Genomic DNA, 17,015 nt, shown 5'->3' with positions numbered 1-17,015 from the left:
GCAAAGAAGGCTGTCGCAAAAGATTGCTTTGCAGCCTTTAAGCTGTTGAGTATGGTCGATAACGGTTCAAGGGGCGGGTTTAGATCATGATACTTGGGACCTAGATTCAGCACGATGTTAGTTTAGATGATAAACGAACTAAGATTTTCTTCAATCTATACTTGTGTTAGTAGTTGTCGGTGAGATGCTTATGTTTGAGGGTTAGGAAAAAATTTACAGAAATTGTAGGTTTGAATCAATAAATGATTGTAAATAGACTGCTAGGAAAGGAATAGAGCCATGACGCTAACTGTCCAGAATGTGTTGGATAAACTGATGGAACCGATAGGGGAAATTCCAAATGCGGTGGATACCCTTGTGCATGGCGATCCAAACATGAAAATCAAGGGGATCGCGACGAGTTTTATGCCTACTTGTCATGTCATTCAACAGGTGGTTAAAATGGGGGCAAATCTTCTCATTACTCATGAAGGGCTATTTTATAGCCACACACACAATACAGAAATATTGAAAAATGACCCTGTATATGATGAAAAACGTCTCCTGATCCATGAATCTCGTGTTGCGATCTATCGATTTCATGATTACTGGCACCGATATCAGCCGGATGGTATTATGGTTGGGTTAGTCCGCGCTTTGGAATGGGAAGCGTATGTTTCTGAGCATCAACCAGCCGCCACCATTTTGATCATTCCGAAAATGACTGTAAAAGAAATTGCCGAGTACGTGAAAAGAAGGCTAGGTATTCCATTTGTACGTGTCTCTGGGGATTTATCAGCCCCATGCACCCGCATCGGGCTATTGGCCGGGTATCGAGGTGGAGGGGCTTTATCTATCCCGCTGTTTGAAAAAGAGGGTCTTGACTTAATTATTTATGGAGAAGGTCCAGAATGGGAAACTCCAGAATACGTTCGGGATGCTGTGCACCTAGGGAGACAAAAGGCTTTGATTGTACTTGGGCACGCAGAAAGTGAAGAGCCAGGCATGAAGTATCTGGCTGAATGGTTGAAAGTAATATTTCCAAATATACCCATTTGCTTTATTTCTGAAAAACCGATATTTCAGGTGGTTTAGTTGAAGCTTAAGTCGAGCAAGTTTGTTTAATTTTCAAAGGGGAGAAGCAAATGAAGATCAGAAAGGGAGAAAAGTTGTTATTTATTGGCGATTCTATAACAGATTGTGACCGCTCCAAGCCAAAGGGAGAAGGATGATTCGGAGCGTTAGGCACAGGATATGTATCTTATATCAATGGCCTCCTGCAAGCGGTTTATCCGGAACTTGGCATCCGGGTTGTCAACAAAGGGATAAGCGGCCATACGGTGCGCGATTTAAAGGAAAGGTGGCAGGAGGATGTCATTGCTCAAAAACCGGACTGGATATCGATTATGATTGGAATTAACGATGTTTGGCGGCAATACGATTTGCCATTCATAAAAGAAAAACATGTGTACTTAGATGAATACGAGGAAACGCTCCGTAGCCTTGTGATCGAGACAAGGCCTTTCGTAAAAGGAATGATCCTTATGACGCCATTTTATATAGAAGGAAATGAACAGGATGCGATGCGCCGGACAATGGATCAATACGGCCTGGTTGTCAAAAAAAAATAGCGAAAGAAGCGAACGGTGTATTCGTCGATACCCAGTCAGCCTTTAATGATGTATTAACGGCCCTTTATCCTGCCGCTTTAGCTTAGAATCGCGTTCATCCATTCGCCGCAGGCCATATGATTTTGGCAAGAGAGTTCTTAAAAGCCGTTGGTTTTGCTTGGGACAAATCGAATAATTGATGAAATGAGGGCTGGAGGAAAACCAGCCTGATGAAAAAGTAAATCAAAATTAAAGAAAGGATGAGGGCAAATATGGAAATGCTTAAGGTTACTAAAAACAAGATTACCGATCAAAACGGAAATCCTGTACAGTTAAGAGGCACTTGTATCGGTGGTTGGATGAACATGGAAGATTTTATTAACGGCTATACCGGTTCGGAGCATGCATTGCGCCATACGGTTGCTGAAGTCATTGGGAAAGGGAAGGCAGAGTTCTTGTTTGAGAGAATGCAACATTATTTCTTTGGAGAAGACGACATTCGATTTATTAAAAGCTGGGGGGCCAATGTAATACGTCTGCCTTTGAATTATCGGCATTTTGAGGATGACGAGCAGCCGTTTACTTACAAGGAAAGCGGTTTTGAACGATTGGACAAAATCATCCATTTGTGTGAGAAGCATGAGTTATATGTTATTTTAGATCTCCACGCTGTTCAAGGGTACCAAAATACCCACTGGCATTCGGACAATGATATTAGACACAGCTTGTTTTGGCATGACCGGACATATCAAGATCGATTTGTCGCATTGTGGGAAGAGTTCGCACGGCGTTATCGGGGAAGAGCCGTTATCGCCGGTTATAATTTGATGAATGAACCTTGCGTAAATACACCGCACGGAGATTATCCACATACGTTTTTCAACAACTACAAGCCGGATTGGGACAGGATCAATCGCATTTACCGGCGAGCGGTCGAGGCTGTGCGCCATATCGATCCGGATCATATCATTTTTCTTGAAGGTGATCGTTATTCTGTTTTGTTTGATGGCTTAGAAGCGCCGTTTGCAGACAATCTTGTTTACAGCAGTCATAACTATACGGCGGCAGGATTTGGACCAGGATCATATCCAGGGGTGGCGGATGCTAAAAATGCCCGTGTTGCGGGGGGAAAATATTGGGATAAAGACGTACAAAGACAGGAATTTAAAAACCATCAAGGCACCCAGTTTGCCGAAAGATATCATGTTCCGCTCTGGATAGGGGAATTTGGTTCCGTGTATAACGGACCGGCTAATGAAATTCCAGATCGTTTGCGGGCCATGGACGACCAAATTAGTATTTTCGAAGAGTTTGGAGCACATTGGACGACATGGACCTATAAAGATGTCGGGGTAATGGGACTTGTCACGCTGGATCCTGAATCGGAGTATATGCAGCGGATCGCTTCGATTATTAAGCTAAAGCATACATTAAATACGGATGATTGGATGATTTGGCTTCCAGGCTTTAAGGCAAGAAAGATGGTGGAACAATTGGCGGATCATTTGGAAGAAGTCATTGGGGATCCTGATATTATTCATAGTCATAATATTGCTTGCCTTTCCCAAACCATTTTAACCGTCTATGCAGGAGCATTAATTCAGCCGACGTATGCAAAACTGTTTAAAGGATTATCGGAGGAAAAAATAGATGATATTATGCAGTCGTTCGCATTTAAAAATTGCCAAATTAACCACGGCCTATTGAAGATATTAACGAAGTACACGAATCCATCCGTTTCCCATTTATAAACCTCCCAATTAAAAGAGTATGGTTGTGTTGCTGACAAAATCATGGGTAGAATTGAGGAAATTCATGTTGGAAAATCCGCAAAGCACGATGACGTTGCATAATGGTGTGCAAATGCCTTAGTTAAAAGTTTTAGGGTAAAAATTATAAAGACCGTAAAAATAACTTTTGAGGCATGGATACCGCTGTGATTGACGCAAATGAACAGCGGGGAGGAAAAGCTACTGCAGAATTAGGCGTCCCCGCGATGAGCCATTTAGTAAAACAAAAATACTCAACATCAAAACATCATTTGAAGCGGCCTTCATCCCGATCCGTCTTTTGCTGTGCGGAAGTCGACTCATACTTTTTAATTAAGAAAGAGTGATAGAATACTTTGTTTATCCGATAGACAAACAAACATGAAAGCGCTATAATGGAACTGAAGCAATATGATTCTTGCGTGTTGATATCAATTAACCGCTAAGGGGGATTTGAATATGGCTTATTTTCCGAATATTGGCTCGATTGCGTATGAAGGTCCACAGTCACGCAATCCATTAGCGTTTAAGTTTTACAATCCGGAAGAAAAGGTCGGCGACAAGACGATGGCGGAGCATTTGCGGTTTTCGGTTGCATATTGGCATACATTTACCGGAAATGGGTCGGATCCGTTTGGCGCTGGCAATATGATTCGCCCGTGGGACCATTACAGCGGCATGGATTTGGCGAAAGCACGCGTCGAGGCGGCGTTTGAACTATTTGAAAAGTTGAACGTTCCGTTTTTCTGCTTCCATGATGTCGATATCGCTCCAGAAGGAGATACGCTTGCTGAAACGTACAAAAACCTTGATGAAATTGTCGACATGATCGAAGAGTACATGAAAACGAGCAAAACGAAGCTGCTTTGGAATACGGCGAATTTGTTCAGCCATCCGCGCTTTGTCCACGGAGCGGCGACGTCGTGCAACGCTGATGTGTTCGCTTATGCAGCAGCGAAGGTGAAAAAAGGGCTCGAGATTGCCAAACGGCTCGGAGCGGAAAACTACGTCTTCTGGGGAGGACGGGAAGGCTATGAGACGCTGCTGAACACCGATATGAAGCTGGAACTTGACAACTTGGCCCGTTTCTTGCGTATGGCGGTGGACTATGCGAAAGAAATTGGTTTCGATGGACAATTTTTGATTGAGCCGAAGCCAAAAGAGCCGACGAAGCACCAATACGACTTCGATGTGGCAACTGCTCTTGCATTTTTGCAAACATATGGACTGAAAGACTACTTTAAATTCAACATTGAAGCCAATCATGCAACGTTGGCTGGCCATACGTTTGAGCACGAATTGCAAGTCGCCCGCATTCACGGCATGCTTGGTTCGGTCGATGCGAATCAAGGAGATGCGCTATTAGGCTGGGATACGGACGAGTTTCCGACGGATTTGTATTCTACTACTCTAGCCATGTACGAAATTTTGAAAAACAATGGTCTTGGCAAAGGCGGTTTGAACTTTGACGCTAAGGTGAGAAGAGGATCATTTGAACCGGAAGATTTGTTCTATGCCCATATCGCCGGCATGGACAGCTTTGCGATCGGCTTGAAAGTGGCCCATCGTTTGCTTGAAGACCGCGTATTTGAACAATTGATCGAAGAGCGGTACAAGAGCTATACGGAAGGCATTGGTCGCGAGATTGTCGAAGAAACTGCTGATTTTAAAAAATTAGAAAAATATGCGCTGCAACTTGGTGAGATTCGCAATACATCCGGCCGTCTCGAGCGTCTTAAGACGTTGCTCAACCAATATTTGCTTGAAGTCAGCGTGTTGAGCGTATCCCGTTAATGAAAGAGAGAGGTCCATATGGAATACGTTATCGGAATTGATTTAGGGACAAGTGCGGTAAAAGTGTTGCTTGTTGACCGAAACGGGCAGGTGAGAGGGGAGTGGACGGAGCCTTACCCTCTCTATCAGCCGCAATCTGGATATAGTGAGCAAAACCCGGAGGATTGGGTTGAAAAAACGATGGTTGCGTTAAGACAAGTAGTACAAACAGCCAATATCGATCCGCGCTCCGTATGCGGATTAAGCTTTTCCGGACAGATGCACGGATTGGTGCTCTTAAATGAGAAAGGAGAGGCGCTGCGAAAGGCCGTTCTTTGGAATGATACAAGAACGGCAAATGAATGCCGTGAAATTGAAGAACGGGTCGGAGTGGATCGATTGCTATCTATTACGCAAAATCGCGCGTTAGAAGGATTTACCTTACCGAAAATATTGTGGGTGAAAAAGCATGAGCCTCTGTTATACCAACAAGCCTACACATTTTTGTTGCCAAAGGATTATGTTCGTTTTCGGCTGACCGGGCAGATGGCAATGGAGTATTCCGATGCTGCTGGCACGTTATTACTGGATATACGAAAGAAAGCATGGAGCCGAGAAATTTGCGAGCTTCTGGACATTGATGAGCGATTGTGTCCACCTCTTGTGGAATCGACTAGCTATGTAGGCACACTGCTTTCCGATATTGCCGAACAGATCGGGCTTTCCGCGAATGTCAAGGTGTTTGCCGGTGGAGCGGATAATGCGTGTGGAGCGATCGGAGCTGGCATTTTATCAGAAGGAACAACGATGTGCAGCATCGGCACATCGGGTGTTGTTTTAGCATATGAGCAAACGGCGACCAAAGATTTTGCTGGAAAGGTGCACTATTTTAACCATGCGAAGCCAAACTCGTATTATATTATGGGCGTTACCTTGGCTGCCGGATATAGTTTTGATTGGTTAAAACGAACATTTATGCCGGAAATCTCGTTTTCAGAAGTGATTCACCAAGCAGCAGAATCGCCAATCGGAGCCAATGGACTGTTATTTACGCCATATTTAGTTGGGGAACGAACCCCCCATGCCGATGCTCATATTCGCGCCTCTTTTATCGGAATTGATGCATCGCATACAAAGTGGGATTTTGCGCGTGCCGTGATGGAAGGCATTATTTTTTCTTTAAATGAGTCGGTGGAGATCATAAAGCGGAGCGGCAAAAAAATGAAGTCGATCGTTTCCATCGGCGGGGGAGCCAAAAGTCATGAGTGGCTACAAATTCAAGCCGATATTTTTCATACACCGATTGAAAAACTGAAAAATGAACAAGGGCCAGGTTTAGGGGCAGCGATGATTGCGGCATGCGGCTGCGGCTGGTTTGAGTCTTTGGAAGAGTGTGCAGCTACGTTTAAGCAAGTCGAACAGCTGGTTGAGCCTCAAGAGGACGCAGCTCAGCGCTATCAAGAGCTATTCCATGTGTATCGGCAAATTTATGCACAGACAAAAGAAATCAATGAACAGTTAAAGAAGTTTCGAAAATAAGCAAGAGGGTGTCCCAAAAGCAGCTTGGAACCCCCTCTTTCAGACTGTTGACAAAATAGGTGTAAGACTTTTGTCTTACACCTATTTTGTTTCATTTTTCGTAGTTGTTTTTCTTGGTGAAACGACAAACATAAATGCATACTCGAATGCAAAAGAAGGGAGGGGCCCTTTCTCCATAGGCAGTTATCAAATTCATGGCCGCATAAACAAGCATCGCCTGCATCTGGTTTCTTTCCCATCCTCCGTAGAAAGAAAAAACTTTTTATTTGCTGCTTTCTTTTGTCGGCGAGAAAATTTTTCGAATTAAAGCTCACGAAAAATTCCTTTGGAGGTATATGGGGGCTGGGGGCTTCTATGCCCCACGTCTTGATTTTATTTAGAAGCTTTAGGAGTTAATCCTGTTACTATAACAGAGACAGCATCCTTAAGAAATTCTTCGTTTGAAATAGGAATATTTGAAAATCCTAGCAACGTTTCTGAAACAAAGTGACCATAATTGAACCGCATAAATAAGGCTACAAATGAATCGATGTTGCCTTTAATCAATTTGCCCCGATTTTGCATTTCCTTAAAGTAATCTAATAAAAACTGCTGAATTTCTTCAACGTTTTTGTGAAGAGTCAGGTGAAGATCAGGCATGGTGTTTCGCTCGAGAACAGATATCATGTAAATTTGTTTGTTTTTCATCATATAATTTTGATAAATCGTCGAGTATAGTAATAAATCATGTTCTAATTCGTATGTTAGCTCTTTTTCCAATTGTTCTTTTATGAAAGAAGCATATTGAAATTTAGCGATAATGGCGTCTAAAATATTTTGTTTGTTCCCAAATTGGCGGTATACTGTCATTTCACTGACAGAAGCATGTCTTGCTATTTCTTTAATCGTTACAGCTTTATATCCCTTTGAAGCCATTAATGAAATAGCTGAATCTAAAATTTTTTCGTTTGTTTCCATATCATCACCCGTTTCGCAATCGTTATAAACCCAAAAAATATAAAAGAAAGTTGGTATAATGCTATTTTAAATGTTGTCTTTTTTTTAGATATAACTGTTGTATCCTTCTAATTCTATTAATAAAAAAACCGACAAGAAAAGCTGACATAATCGTTCCTTCTCTAATCCCTTGTATTTCCCCAAATGTCCAAAACGAAATAAGCGCAGCAATGATTACTTGTAATGAGTCAAACGCTATTTTCAATCTCCCAAAGTTCCGTTCGTACTTCATGGAAATAACTTTTATGATCCCATCTGCAGGGTTAAGAATCGTATTTGCTGCTAATTGAAGGATCACTCCTAATGCGATCATGACACACCCTACAACTAATAAAATTAGCTTTTCAATATATAAGGAAGGGTGATAATAAGAAAAAATCAACATACCCAAATCGATAAAGTAACCCAATATAAAACCAATCAACAACTGAAGATATTGAAATTTAGGAAAATCTTCCCTTAAAATAATTACTTGGATTAATACAAATAAAACAGTTAGGAAGATCGTAAATTGTCCTATCGTTAAAGGAAAAATAAGACTTAATACATACGGTATACTAGCAATTGGTGTCGTACCGAGTTCAGCTTGCGTAACCATTGCAATCCCTATGCCCATTACTAGCAATCCAATAATTAAAATTATATATTGTTTCATCTCTTTTTGCACATTCCTCATTCCTCTCCCAAATATGTTAGTTATCACTAACTAACATTATGGTACTATTGATGAAACCATTAGGTCAAATATTAGAACTGTGCTTGGGAAATGTTTGAACACCAAATTAATCGAATCTGACTAAAGTTGGAAACTCGATAACCCTTGTGACGACGAAGTTATTATTCGTTATTGTGAAAATTGTCGCGAAGAAATGGATGAAGGTGAAGAAGCTTATAACATTAGCAATGACAAATGGGGTTATGAAGATCGTTTTCGTGAGTTTGCAATAAACGCTCTGAACGCTATTTTAAAACATACAACTTTTCCCTCAAGATAGGAATGGTGAGCTAATGGAGCCTTTCTATTATGAATTAAAGATTTTGAAAAACTTTTTTAACCATGGGAAATTATCGCTTAATCAATATATAAAACTTCTGGAGAAGTTGGTCGAATGGGAGCAATATTACGTTTAATTATACGGGAAATTTCACTAATTCTAGTTGGAGTAAACAGTATGTTGTCAGTTATGGAAAAAATAAAAGGAACTTACTCAAGGAGTATTAACGTGGAAGAGTTAGATTGAGTATAGTTCCATCAACACAATTTTCCCTTTATCGTGTGCAATGAAAAAAGAGTATAATGGTTCGCAAACCATTTGATACCAAAAGCTTCGCGTTTCAGACGACTTTGTCTCGACGTGAAGATGTATATGGCGCATTTGCGTTCCTTTCTATCATCGAAAATGAAGGTAGGGCATTGCCTCCATAAAGCAGGTGGTCGTTTACATATTTATATGCGTACCCTTATACAAAACAGGTATTGCCGCTGCTATAAGGATCATGCCCATAAAAGCGGGTGCGGCATGCCCAAGTGATACATAGATTTGCCCTCCAATAATTGGCCCAATTATTCTTGCTAAAGCCTGAATAGATTGGCTGCCACCTTGGATCCTTCCTTGTTGACTAGAATCGACAGACTTCGAGAGCATCCCATTGAAGGAAGGACCGAAGATCGAATCGCCAAAACCAAATATAAACATTCCAGCGATGCATAGAGGATAGAATGAGAATAAAGCAGATAACGCAATAAGAATGTAGCCTATCATCTCTGAAGCCATTCCAAGAATGGCTATCTGTTTATCGCCGCGTTTTTTCAAGAGCTTTGGCATGATGAAACCTTGTGAAAGGATGTCTTGGATGCCAATAATGGAAAACATAAGTCCGATTAGCGCAGGTTTCCAACTAAAAGTATCCATTGTAAATTGTGAAAACACCGCTTGCAAAGATCCGTTCGGTATCCAAAGCAAGAACGCGGAGACAAGCAGCCTATTTAAGTTTTTTATGGAAAGTATGTTTGTAAGCTGCGTAAATGGGTTCAGTCTTACTATGGTAATCTCTTTCAGTCTTTTATTCTTGTCAAGGCTTTCAGGCATAAAAAGGAATCCATAAACAACATTCAATAAAGTGATGATCGTTCCAAAATACATGGGTGCAGAATACCCCAACTTGGCAAGCAATCCACCCAGAGTCGGGCCAATGACAGTGCCTGCGCCTACAACTGCACTCATCCATCCAAAATATTTAGTTCTCTGTTCCGGAGGAATGATGTCTGCGAAATATGCGAAGATCGTGCCTATGCTCCCGCCTGTGATTCCCTCTATGATGCGCCCGACAAATAGCACCCATAGAGCTCCTCCTATACCAAAAACGAAGTACCCTATGGCCGAACCCAAAAGGCATACTAAGAGCAATGGGCGACGACCGTATTTGTCGCTCAAAGCCCCAAGTGCGGGGGCCGCAAAAAACACGCAGATCGCATAAACAGAGGTCAACAGCGTAACAACGATAGCCTGTTCTCCCGGATTATTTATATAAGGCTGCACTAAAAATGGGACGACAGGCGCTATGATGCTGAAGCCTACACCGCAAAGAAACACGGACATAAGACCGAATAGTAAAGCCTTTGTATCTATGGTTTGTTCTCTGTTCTGTCCATTGTGTGCTCTAAATTTCAACATTTAGATTCTCTCCTTAAAAGTTGTCATTTTGTTTCCTTGTCAACAATATATCATTTTTTGTTTCTTTGTCAACAAAATAATCGCGATAAAAAGACAGCCTTTCCTCAGGTAGAGTTGGGCTGTCTTTGGTTCATTTTTATTCATCAAATTTGTTCTGATTTATTTTGATCCCCTGTTTTTTTATTTCCGCCTCCAAATGCCTGCTATACTTCTCTGCGAAATGGATCATCATATCAAGTTGTTCCTCTGTTACTTGCTCAAATACGGCTTTATCTCGCTCTCGAAATTCTTTGTGCAGTTCCTCATGGATTTTATAAATGATTTTCCCTTGCTCAGTGAGTCTAAAATAGATTTCTTTCTTGTTATCCGGCTTCTGGTAGCTTTCGATAAGGCCTTTTTTTATGAGCTTCTTGGTCATTTTGCTTATGGCACCTCTAGTCATATAAGAGAACTCCGCAAGTTTTGTTACATTGGAATCTACATGTTTTCCAATGTATTCGATGCAATGTACTTCAGAAGGCTTATAACCCTTAAGACTTTCTTCCATCTTAGTCTTATTAAGCAAAATCAACTTATTTAATAAATTCTTGAAGCTCATTAAGACCTGTTCTTCTTTGTCCACTGCCTGTCCTCCTACTCGTTGGTGCATTAACTTTATTATATGAGATTTTTATTTTCGTTTCAAAACTCTATTTGTTTATAGGATGGGGTGTCGGCTTTACGCCGCTGCTCTTTTTTGAGGATAACGGACCATAATGATGGCTTTACTAGATGCGAGGGGGTGGATTTTGGCTTATAAAAAAGGAATTTTGCTTGCTATGAGGAAATACAAATAAAAGGGCTGTGGATTGTTCAAGCTTTTTTCCGCATGCCGTCTGTCATGCCGGCAGTTTTACAGAAAATGAAAATAAGACGGTCTTGCTATGAATGATCGCACCCATATGAGTCAAACAAGGGGGAGAAAAATGGAAACAGTCGTGCTTTCTTTTTCAGGAAACTTGGCGTTATTAGAGCTCAATCGTCCCGAATCATTAAATGCGATCAATGTTCAAATGCTAAATGAACTGTTAGAAGCGTTGCATCAAGTCGAGCAAAGTGAAGCCTCCATTCTTGTCATTCGCGGCAGAGGAAGAGGGTTTTCTGCCGGTGGCGATATTAAAACGATGCTTAATGTAGATGATCCAGAAGCGTTTCATAAGGTGATGAGTACGATTCAAAAGATTATTGTGACTTTGTATACGTTGCCAAAGGTCGTCATTGCTTCGATTCATGGACCTGCAGCAGGGTTGGGATTAAGCTTGGCTTTAGCGGGCGATTATGTGATGGCTGCGAAGGAAGCGCGTTTAGCCATGAATTTTATTGGGATTGGGCTGATTCCGGATGGAGGAGGTCATTTCTTTTTAGCGAAACGGATCGGTGAAATCAAGGCTAAGCAATTGATTTGGGAAGGAAAACAAATGAGCGCACATGAAGCCTATGAGCTTGGCATCGTTGATTGGCTGGCGGAAGATGGGGAGCAAATCGAGCAAAAAATCAGCGAATGGCAGGTTAAGCCGCTGCAAGCGATGATTGCCAGTAAAATGTTGTATGCCCGTTTAGGCAAAAATGAGTTATTAAAGGTATTGCAGCTTGAAGCAGAATGGCAGCAGCATATGCGGCAAACAAAAGATCATCGTGAAGGGATTCGCGCCTTTCTTGAAAAACGGAAGCCAAATTTTATCGGAAAGTAGCTTATATATACGGTTCTTTCAACAGAAGCAAAGTATTTCGGTGGACTGTAAAGAAAATTTATCCCAAAATGGTTGTTGGATTTCAGATAGTTATCCTGTATTCATCTATGACATCATGCAGCTTTTTATGGGTGCGCAACAGTCGGAAAGGGGGAGATGCCGATGAACGGAATGCTGCGCTCGCTTCAGCTTCCTATTATTCAGGCCCCAATGGCAGGCGGGGCCTCAACTCCACAGCTGGCCGCTGCAGTGTCCAATGGCGGAGGGCTCGGTTTTTTAGCTGGCGGCTATAAAACGGCGGAAGAAATGAGAAGTGAAATAAAAAAGATTCGGGGCTTGACCACTGCTCCATTTGGCGTCAACGTATTTGTACCTGGGGAAAATAAAGCAGACGAGCAGGAATTAGTCAGCTACAAAGCAGAATTAGCGGAAGAAGCGAAACGTTTTGGCATCACGCTTGAAGCAGAAAAATGGGACGATGATGAGTGGGAGGAGAAGCTTGCGGTTTTAAGGGAAGAAAAAGTCCCGGTCGTCAGTTTTACATTTGGTTGTCCTTCACGCGAGGTGATGGAGTCATTACAAGCTCATGGCTCCTTTATAATTGTAACCGTGACATCAAAGGATGAAGCGATCCAGGCAGTACAAGAGGGAGCGGATGCTCTTTGTGTGCAAGGAATGGAAGCGGGAGGGCATCGTTCCGTATTTCGCAACAGCAAAGAAGCGGACGACCAAACGAGCTTATTGGTTTTATTGCAGCAAGTTCGCGATGTTGTCAAGGTGCCGTTGATTGCAGCAGGGGGAATCATGACAGGACGGGATATTGCTTCCGTGTTGGCGGCAGGAGCATGTGCCGCACAGTTGGGAACCGCTTTTTTGCGTTGCCCAGAGAGCGGGGCACATCCGGTGCACAAGGCAGCGCTTGCTGATCCGCAGTTTCAAACGACAGCGGTTACCCGTGCGTTTACAGGGCGGCCGGCACGAGGTCTTGTGAATCGATTTTTCCTTCAACATGATGCAACCGCTCCAGCTGCTTATCCGCAGGTGCATCATTTGACTAAACAGCTGCGCAAAGCTGCTGCCCAGCATGGCGACCCGCATGCGATGGCATTATGGGCTGGACAGGGATATCGGCTAGCTAAGGCGCTGCCGGCAGCCGAACTGCTTTCAATATTAAGGGAGCAGCTGAAGGAAGCATGGGCGGAAAGGATGGTTTTGGATCTGTAAAATGGATTGCCTACGAAAGCATAGATGATTTTTAATCAATCATGAAAGCGGGGGAGAAGCTGATTTTCTAGCCCCGTTTTTTTATCGCTTTTTTGGCTATTCGAGCACTGTCTGATGCGAAAGTAGAATGAATATATTTTTTTGATTTTTCTGTAAATACCAACACCAAAAGTTTTAGCGAAATGTGTAAAACATGATATGATAAAAAATAGAGGTGAGAGCGATGTGGCAGCTTTGTCTTTCCATGGTTGAAAGGCTTGGAATTATTGTGATGGTCGCTTTTTTATTGACGCGTCTTCCATATTTTCGCCGCTTAATTTATCATCAAGAAGTAGACGGGATGCAGCGGTTTATTATTATGGTCATTTTCGGAATTTTCGGCATTGTTGGTACTTATACAGGCTTGACCGTTCGGGTTGAAACATTTGAAATTATGAAATGGCCATGGTCGTTAAAAGAGAATGAAGCGCTTGCTAATTCGCGTGTTATTGGAGTTGTTATTGCCGGTCTTCTCGGCGGCTGGAAAGTAGGGCTTGGAGCCGGGCTGATTGCCGGAATTCACCGGTTGTTTCTTGGTGGATTTACCGCTGTAGCTTGCGGAATTTCTACGATGGCTGCCGGTGCTATTGCTGGGATTGTGCATCATCGTAAAAAAAGAGCGAACGCTCTTTCGCCGCGTGTGGCACTTATGGTGGGAATGGCCGCCGAGTCTTTGCAAATGCTTGTTATTTTGTTGGTGGCCAAGCCCTTTGCGAGTGCGTGGCTTTTGGTAGAAGAAATCGGAATTCCAATGATTATTGCGAACGGGCTTGGCAGCGCCATTTTTATTTTAGTGATTCGCAATGTTTTTCAAGAGGAAGAAAAAGCGGGGGCTTTACAGGCTGAAAAAGCGATGCGTCTGGCCGAAGCAACCGTTCATCATTTGCGAAACGGCTTGACTCCGCAATCCGCTAGGGCGATATGCGAGCTTTTTATTCGGGAGGTGCCGTCCGTAGCGGTGGCCGTTACGGATCGAACTCATATTCTTGCCCATGTGGGGGCAGGCAGTGACCACCACTTGGCTGACGAGCCGATCCAAACAGAAATGACGCGCCGAGTGATTGAAACAGGAGAAATGATGATTGTGCGCGATCGTGTGATTTGCGGTCACCGGCATTGTCCGCTGCATAAAGCCATTATTGCTCCGCTGAAGCGAAAAGATGAAACCATTGGGACACTTAAGTTTTATTTTCATTCGGAAGCGGAGCTATCATCGATTGCAGTAGAATTTGTAAAAGGGCTATCTTCGCTTTTAAGCCTGCAGCTTGAAATTGCCGAAGCAGAAAAATATTATCAGCTTATGAAAGAAGCGAAAATTAAAGCGCTGCACGCACAGGTGCACCCGCATTTTTTATTTAATGCGTTGAATACGATTGTCTCATGTATTCGAATCGATCCGAATCGCGCCAGACAGCTTCTTGTGTCTTTAGCGTATTATTTTCGCAAAAATTTAGCGGATGCAACGGAGATGCTGTCAACACTGGAAGAGGAGATCAGGCATGTCCAGGCGTATTTGACGATTGAAGAAGCGAGATTTCAAGATAAATTGCGCGTCCGCTATGAAATCGAGGCCGGGTATGAGCAAATGACCCTGCCGACGATGACATTGCAGCCGCTTGTCGAAAATGCGGTGCGGCATGGTTTGAAGCATATGAAAAAAGGAAGCGAAATTGTTATTTCTGTCAAAGCAGAGGGAAGTATGGTGAAAATCTCCGTTTCTGATAATGGAAAAGGAATGACAGAGGAGCAATTATCGCAATTGTTGAAGGCACCGATTGCTTCCCAATCCGGTGCAGGAATCGGATTGTATAATGTCTATGAGCGTTTAAAATCGCTGCTTGGGGAGGAGGCGGAGCTTTCGCTTGCCTCTGAAAAAGGAAAGGGAACAACGGTTCAATTGCTTGTTCCATATACAGAAAGAAAGGTGGGATATGCGGTTGCGTATTCAGGTTATGGTCGTAGATGATGAGCCTTTGAGCCGCGAAGAGCTAAAGCATCTGCTCTGTGTATATGAACAGATCGAACTTGTCGGTGAAGCGGATTGCGGAGAAAGCGCATTAGAGAAAATTGTTACATTAGAGCCCGATGTGGTTTTTCTTGATATTGAAATGGCGGAAATGTCCGGATTAAGTCTAGCTAAAATGCTGCAGCGCATGAAGCAGCCGCCGAGCATTGTGTTCGCTACCGCCTATCCTAATTATGCGGTAGAGGCGTTCCGATGTGAAGCGGTCGATTATTTGTTGAAGCCATTTGATGAAGGGCAGATTCGCGAAACAATATGGCGTTTGATTCGCAAATTTGAAAAAGAGAGGCCGGCTGCTTCTGAGGAGGCGGTTCGCAAGCTGGCCGTCGAGGAAGACGACGGGATTGTTTATGTTTCGCCACACGATATTTTGTATTGCTGTCGAGAAATTAAAGATACGCTTATTGTTACGAAGCAAAAAACGTATTATACGAAGGTGTCGCTAAAGGATTTGGAGCAAAAGCTAAAAGGAAATCTGTTTTTCCGGCCGCATAAAAGCTACTTGGTGAATGTGGAAAAAATTGCGCAGCTCACCCCCTGGTTTAATGGAGCATATCAGCTGTCACTCGAGGGAACGGCCGATAAAATTCCGGTGAGCCGGAATTATGTCAAAGCATTACGACAACGGTTGGAATTATAGAGGAAGCTGGTTTAGTTCACTTTATTTGAAATGGAAAATCAAGGGATGGAAACGAGACATAAAAGGCTATTGAAAAAATGCCGATGAAGAAGAGGAGCTAATTTTATGCTCCTTTTTTGTACATAGGGCCCCCTGGACGAAAAGGAGTGAGAGGCAGGGGGCGATGAAAGATCATCTGTTTTGTACGAATCGCAACAATTCGTACGCTCGATCGCCGACAAGAAGAATAAGCTGTTCAAACAGTTCGTCGCGTTTTATATCTAAATCTACGACTTTTTTAGCTAATTCAAGAGCTTGCCGATTCAACATCATCCCCTCCGTTTCTTTTCCGCCGGCTTTTATTTTTCTCATATTCATGACGCAGATCGCTTACGGTCCATTGGGAAAGGAGATCGGGATTGACAAACTGTCCCTTCCTCATCAGTTCATAAATATAAAACTGCTTTTGTTTCGACAGGGCTTTCCGCATGAATGCTCCCATATGATCAACTCCCTTTTTCTTTTCATCTTATATGATTCAGCTAATGATTTCATATCTTTTTGTTAGTTTTTCTTACATAAAATCGGAATGATTGTTAATTTTTTTAACAATATGGTAACAGTTTTCCCTTAAAACTTTTATAATAATGTTAGAAAAACTATCATAGGAGGGGCGCCATGTCACATAAAGAAGATTCTTATAAATTCAAAAAGGTTATTTCGATCGGAATTGTTAGTGAGTTAACAGGGCTCTCGCAACGGCAGATTCGCTACTATGAGGAACGAAAGCTCATTTTTCCAGATCGATCAAAGGGAGCGCGCAAATATTCATTTGATGATGTAGAACGATTAATGGATATTGCCGATAAGCGAGAAGAGGGCGTTACGACCCGAGAAATTCGCAAAGAGTTGACAAAGGAAGTTAGAGAAAAAATGTTAAAAGGACAAATGAATGCTCACTTTCGTCTGCGCGGATAAACCAATAGCCAAAATGGAGAAGAGAATACATTTTAGCCGTACGAATCATACTAACATATAA

General features: G+C 42.6%; 14 protein-coding genes and 1 pseudogene. 10 read left to right on the top strand and 5 right to left on the bottom strand.

Annotated features, from left to right (window positions below):
• The first annotated feature begins 279 nt into the window (after positions 1-279).
• The 5 genes and pseudogenes from GGQ95_RS00630 to xylB all read left to right on the top strand — a co-directional run bounded on the left by GGQ95_RS00630 (position 280) and on the right by xylB (position 6,670).
• A complete protein-coding gene (locus GGQ95_RS00630; protein WP_183186222.1) occupies positions 280-1,074 on the top strand; it encodes a Nif3-like dinuclear metal center hexameric protein in 795 nt (264 codons plus the stop codon).
• A gap of 50 nt (positions 1,075-1,124) precedes the next feature.
• Positions 1,125-1,789 (top strand): annotated as a pseudogene (locus GGQ95_RS00625) (SGNH/GDSL hydrolase family protein).
• Positions 1,790-1,861: 72 nt separating this feature from the next.
• Complete coding sequence (locus GGQ95_RS00620; protein WP_221211947.1) at positions 1,862-3,340, top strand: glycoside hydrolase family 5 protein; 1,479 nt, start codon at positions 1,862-1,864, stop codon at positions 3,338-3,340.
• A gap of 477 nt (positions 3,341-3,817) precedes the next feature.
• Positions 3,818-5,152, top strand: a complete 1,335-nt coding sequence (gene xylA, locus GGQ95_RS00615; RefSeq protein ID WP_183186221.1) for a xylose isomerase — start codon at positions 3,818-3,820, stop codon at positions 5,150-5,152.
• A gap of 18 nt (positions 5,153-5,170) precedes the next feature.
• Positions 5,171-6,670 (top strand): xylulokinase, encoded by a 1,500-nt coding sequence (xylB, locus tag GGQ95_RS00610; protein WP_183186220.1) that lies wholly within the window; start codon positions 5,171-5,173, stop codon positions 6,668-6,670.
• 372 nt (positions 6,671-7,042) lie between these two features.
• On the opposite strand, the gene GGQ95_RS00605 is transcribed toward xylB, so the two are convergent.
• From GGQ95_RS00605 to GGQ95_RS00590, 4 genes are all read right to left on the bottom strand, one after another.
• The gene (locus GGQ95_RS00605) at positions 7,043-7,627 is read right to left on the bottom strand and encodes a TetR/AcrR family transcriptional regulator (RefSeq protein ID WP_044745387.1); all 585 of its coding nucleotides are present in this window, start codon (positions 7,625-7,627) and stop codon (positions 7,043-7,045) included.
• 61 nt (positions 7,628-7,688) lie between these two features.
• Positions 7,689-8,333 (bottom strand): YczE/YyaS/YitT family protein, encoded by a 645-nt coding sequence (locus GGQ95_RS00600; RefSeq protein WP_240371636.1) that lies wholly within the window; start codon positions 8,331-8,333, stop codon positions 7,689-7,691.
• Between the two features lie 772 nt (positions 8,334-9,105).
• Positions 9,106-10,341 (bottom strand): MFS transporter, encoded by a 1,236-nt coding sequence (locus tag GGQ95_RS00595; RefSeq protein ID WP_159719706.1) that lies wholly within the window; start codon positions 10,339-10,341, stop codon positions 9,106-9,108.
• Between the two features lie 136 nt (positions 10,342-10,477).
• Complete coding sequence (locus GGQ95_RS00590) at positions 10,478-10,939, bottom strand: MarR family transcriptional regulator (RefSeq protein WP_370514202.1); 462 nt, start codon at positions 10,937-10,939, stop codon at positions 10,478-10,480.
• 367 nt (positions 10,940-11,306) lie between these two features.
• Here GGQ95_RS00590 and GGQ95_RS00585 point away from each other — a divergent pair, with 367 nt between their 5' ends.
• The 4 genes from GGQ95_RS00585 to GGQ95_RS00570 all read left to right on the top strand — a co-directional run bounded on the left by GGQ95_RS00585 (position 11,307) and on the right by GGQ95_RS00570 (position 15,997).
• Positions 11,307-12,071 (top strand): enoyl-CoA hydratase, encoded by a 765-nt coding sequence (locus GGQ95_RS00585; RefSeq protein ID WP_044746837.1) that lies wholly within the window; start codon positions 11,307-11,309, stop codon positions 12,069-12,071.
• 171 nt (positions 12,072-12,242) lie between these two features.
• A complete protein-coding gene (locus tag GGQ95_RS00580; RefSeq protein ID WP_183186339.1) occupies positions 12,243-13,295 on the top strand; it encodes an NAD(P)H-dependent flavin oxidoreductase in 1,053 nt (350 codons plus the stop codon).
• Between the two features lie 223 nt (positions 13,296-13,518).
• Positions 13,519-15,300, top strand: coding sequence for a sensor histidine kinase (locus tag GGQ95_RS00575; protein ID WP_080861779.1), 1,782 nt, complete (start codon positions 13,519-13,521; stop codon positions 15,298-15,300).
• Entirely contained in the window at positions 15,266-15,997 is a 732-nt protein-coding gene (locus tag GGQ95_RS00570) for a LytR/AlgR family response regulator transcription factor (protein WP_066149140.1), read from the top strand. Before GGQ95_RS00575 ends, GGQ95_RS00570 begins: the two co-directional genes overlap by 35 nt.
• 171 nt (positions 15,998-16,168) lie before the next feature.
• On the opposite strand, the gene ykzB is transcribed toward GGQ95_RS00570, so the two are convergent.
• Complete coding sequence (gene ykzB, locus GGQ95_RS00565; RefSeq protein ID WP_255357508.1) at positions 16,169-16,303, bottom strand: protein YkzB; 135 nt, start codon at positions 16,301-16,303, stop codon at positions 16,169-16,171.
• A 351-nt stretch (positions 16,304-16,654) separates the two neighbouring features.
• Here ykzB and GGQ95_RS00555 point away from each other — a divergent pair, with 351 nt between their 5' ends.
• A complete protein-coding gene (locus GGQ95_RS00555) occupies positions 16,655-16,954 on the top strand; it encodes a MerR family transcriptional regulator (protein ID WP_044746833.1) in 300 nt (99 codons plus the stop codon).
• Positions 16,955-17,015: the final 61 nt, after the last annotated feature.

Origin of the sequence: Anoxybacteroides rupiense (genome assembly GCF_014196195.1) — a bacterium.
Taxonomy (GTDB): Bacteria; Bacillota; Bacilli; order Bacillales; family Anoxybacillaceae; genus Anoxybacteroides; species Anoxybacteroides rupiense.
Note: the sequence above shows the minus strand (reverse complement) of the source record. Positions and strands in the feature narration are given on the sequence as shown.

Bases quoted from the DNA above. Each gene is read 5' to 3' on its own strand.
- GGQ95_RS00630 (WP_183186222.1), top strand. From the start codon at position 280: ATGACGCTAACTGTCCAGAATGTGTTGGATAAACTGATGGAACCGATA.
- GGQ95_RS00620 (WP_221211947.1), top strand. From the start codon at position 1,862: ATGGAAATGCTTAAGGTTACTAAAAACAAGATTACCGATCAAAACGGA.
- xylA (WP_183186221.1), top strand. From the start codon at position 3,818: ATGGCTTATTTTCCGAATATTGGCTCGATTGCGTATGAAGGTCCACAG.
- xylB (WP_183186220.1), top strand. From the start codon at position 5,171: ATGGAATACGTTATCGGAATTGATTTAGGGACAAGTGCGGTAAAAGTG.
- GGQ95_RS00605 (WP_044745387.1), bottom strand. From the start codon at position 7,627: ATGGAAACAAACGAAAAAATTTTAGATTCAGCTATTTCATTAATGGCT.
- GGQ95_RS00595 (WP_159719706.1), bottom strand. From the start codon at position 10,341: ATGTTGAAATTTAGAGCACACAATGGACAGAACAGAGAACAAACCATA.
- GGQ95_RS00590 (WP_370514202.1), bottom strand. From the start codon at position 10,939: ATGAGCTTCAAGAATTTATTAAATAAGTTGATTTTGCTTAATAAGACT.
- GGQ95_RS00585 (WP_044746837.1), top strand. From the start codon at position 11,307: ATGGAAACAGTCGTGCTTTCTTTTTCAGGAAACTTGGCGTTATTAGAG.
- GGQ95_RS00580 (WP_183186339.1), top strand. From the start codon at position 12,243: ATGCTGCGCTCGCTTCAGCTTCCTATTATTCAGGCCCCAATGGCAGGC.
- GGQ95_RS00575 (WP_080861779.1), top strand. From the start codon at position 13,519: ATGTGGCAGCTTTGTCTTTCCATGGTTGAAAGGCTTGGAATTATTGTG.
- GGQ95_RS00570 (WP_066149140.1), top strand. From the start codon at position 15,266: ATGCGGTTGCGTATTCAGGTTATGGTCGTAGATGATGAGCCTTTGAGC.
- GGQ95_RS00555 (WP_044746833.1), top strand. From the start codon at position 16,655: ATGTCACATAAAGAAGATTCTTATAAATTCAAAAAGGTTATTTCGATC.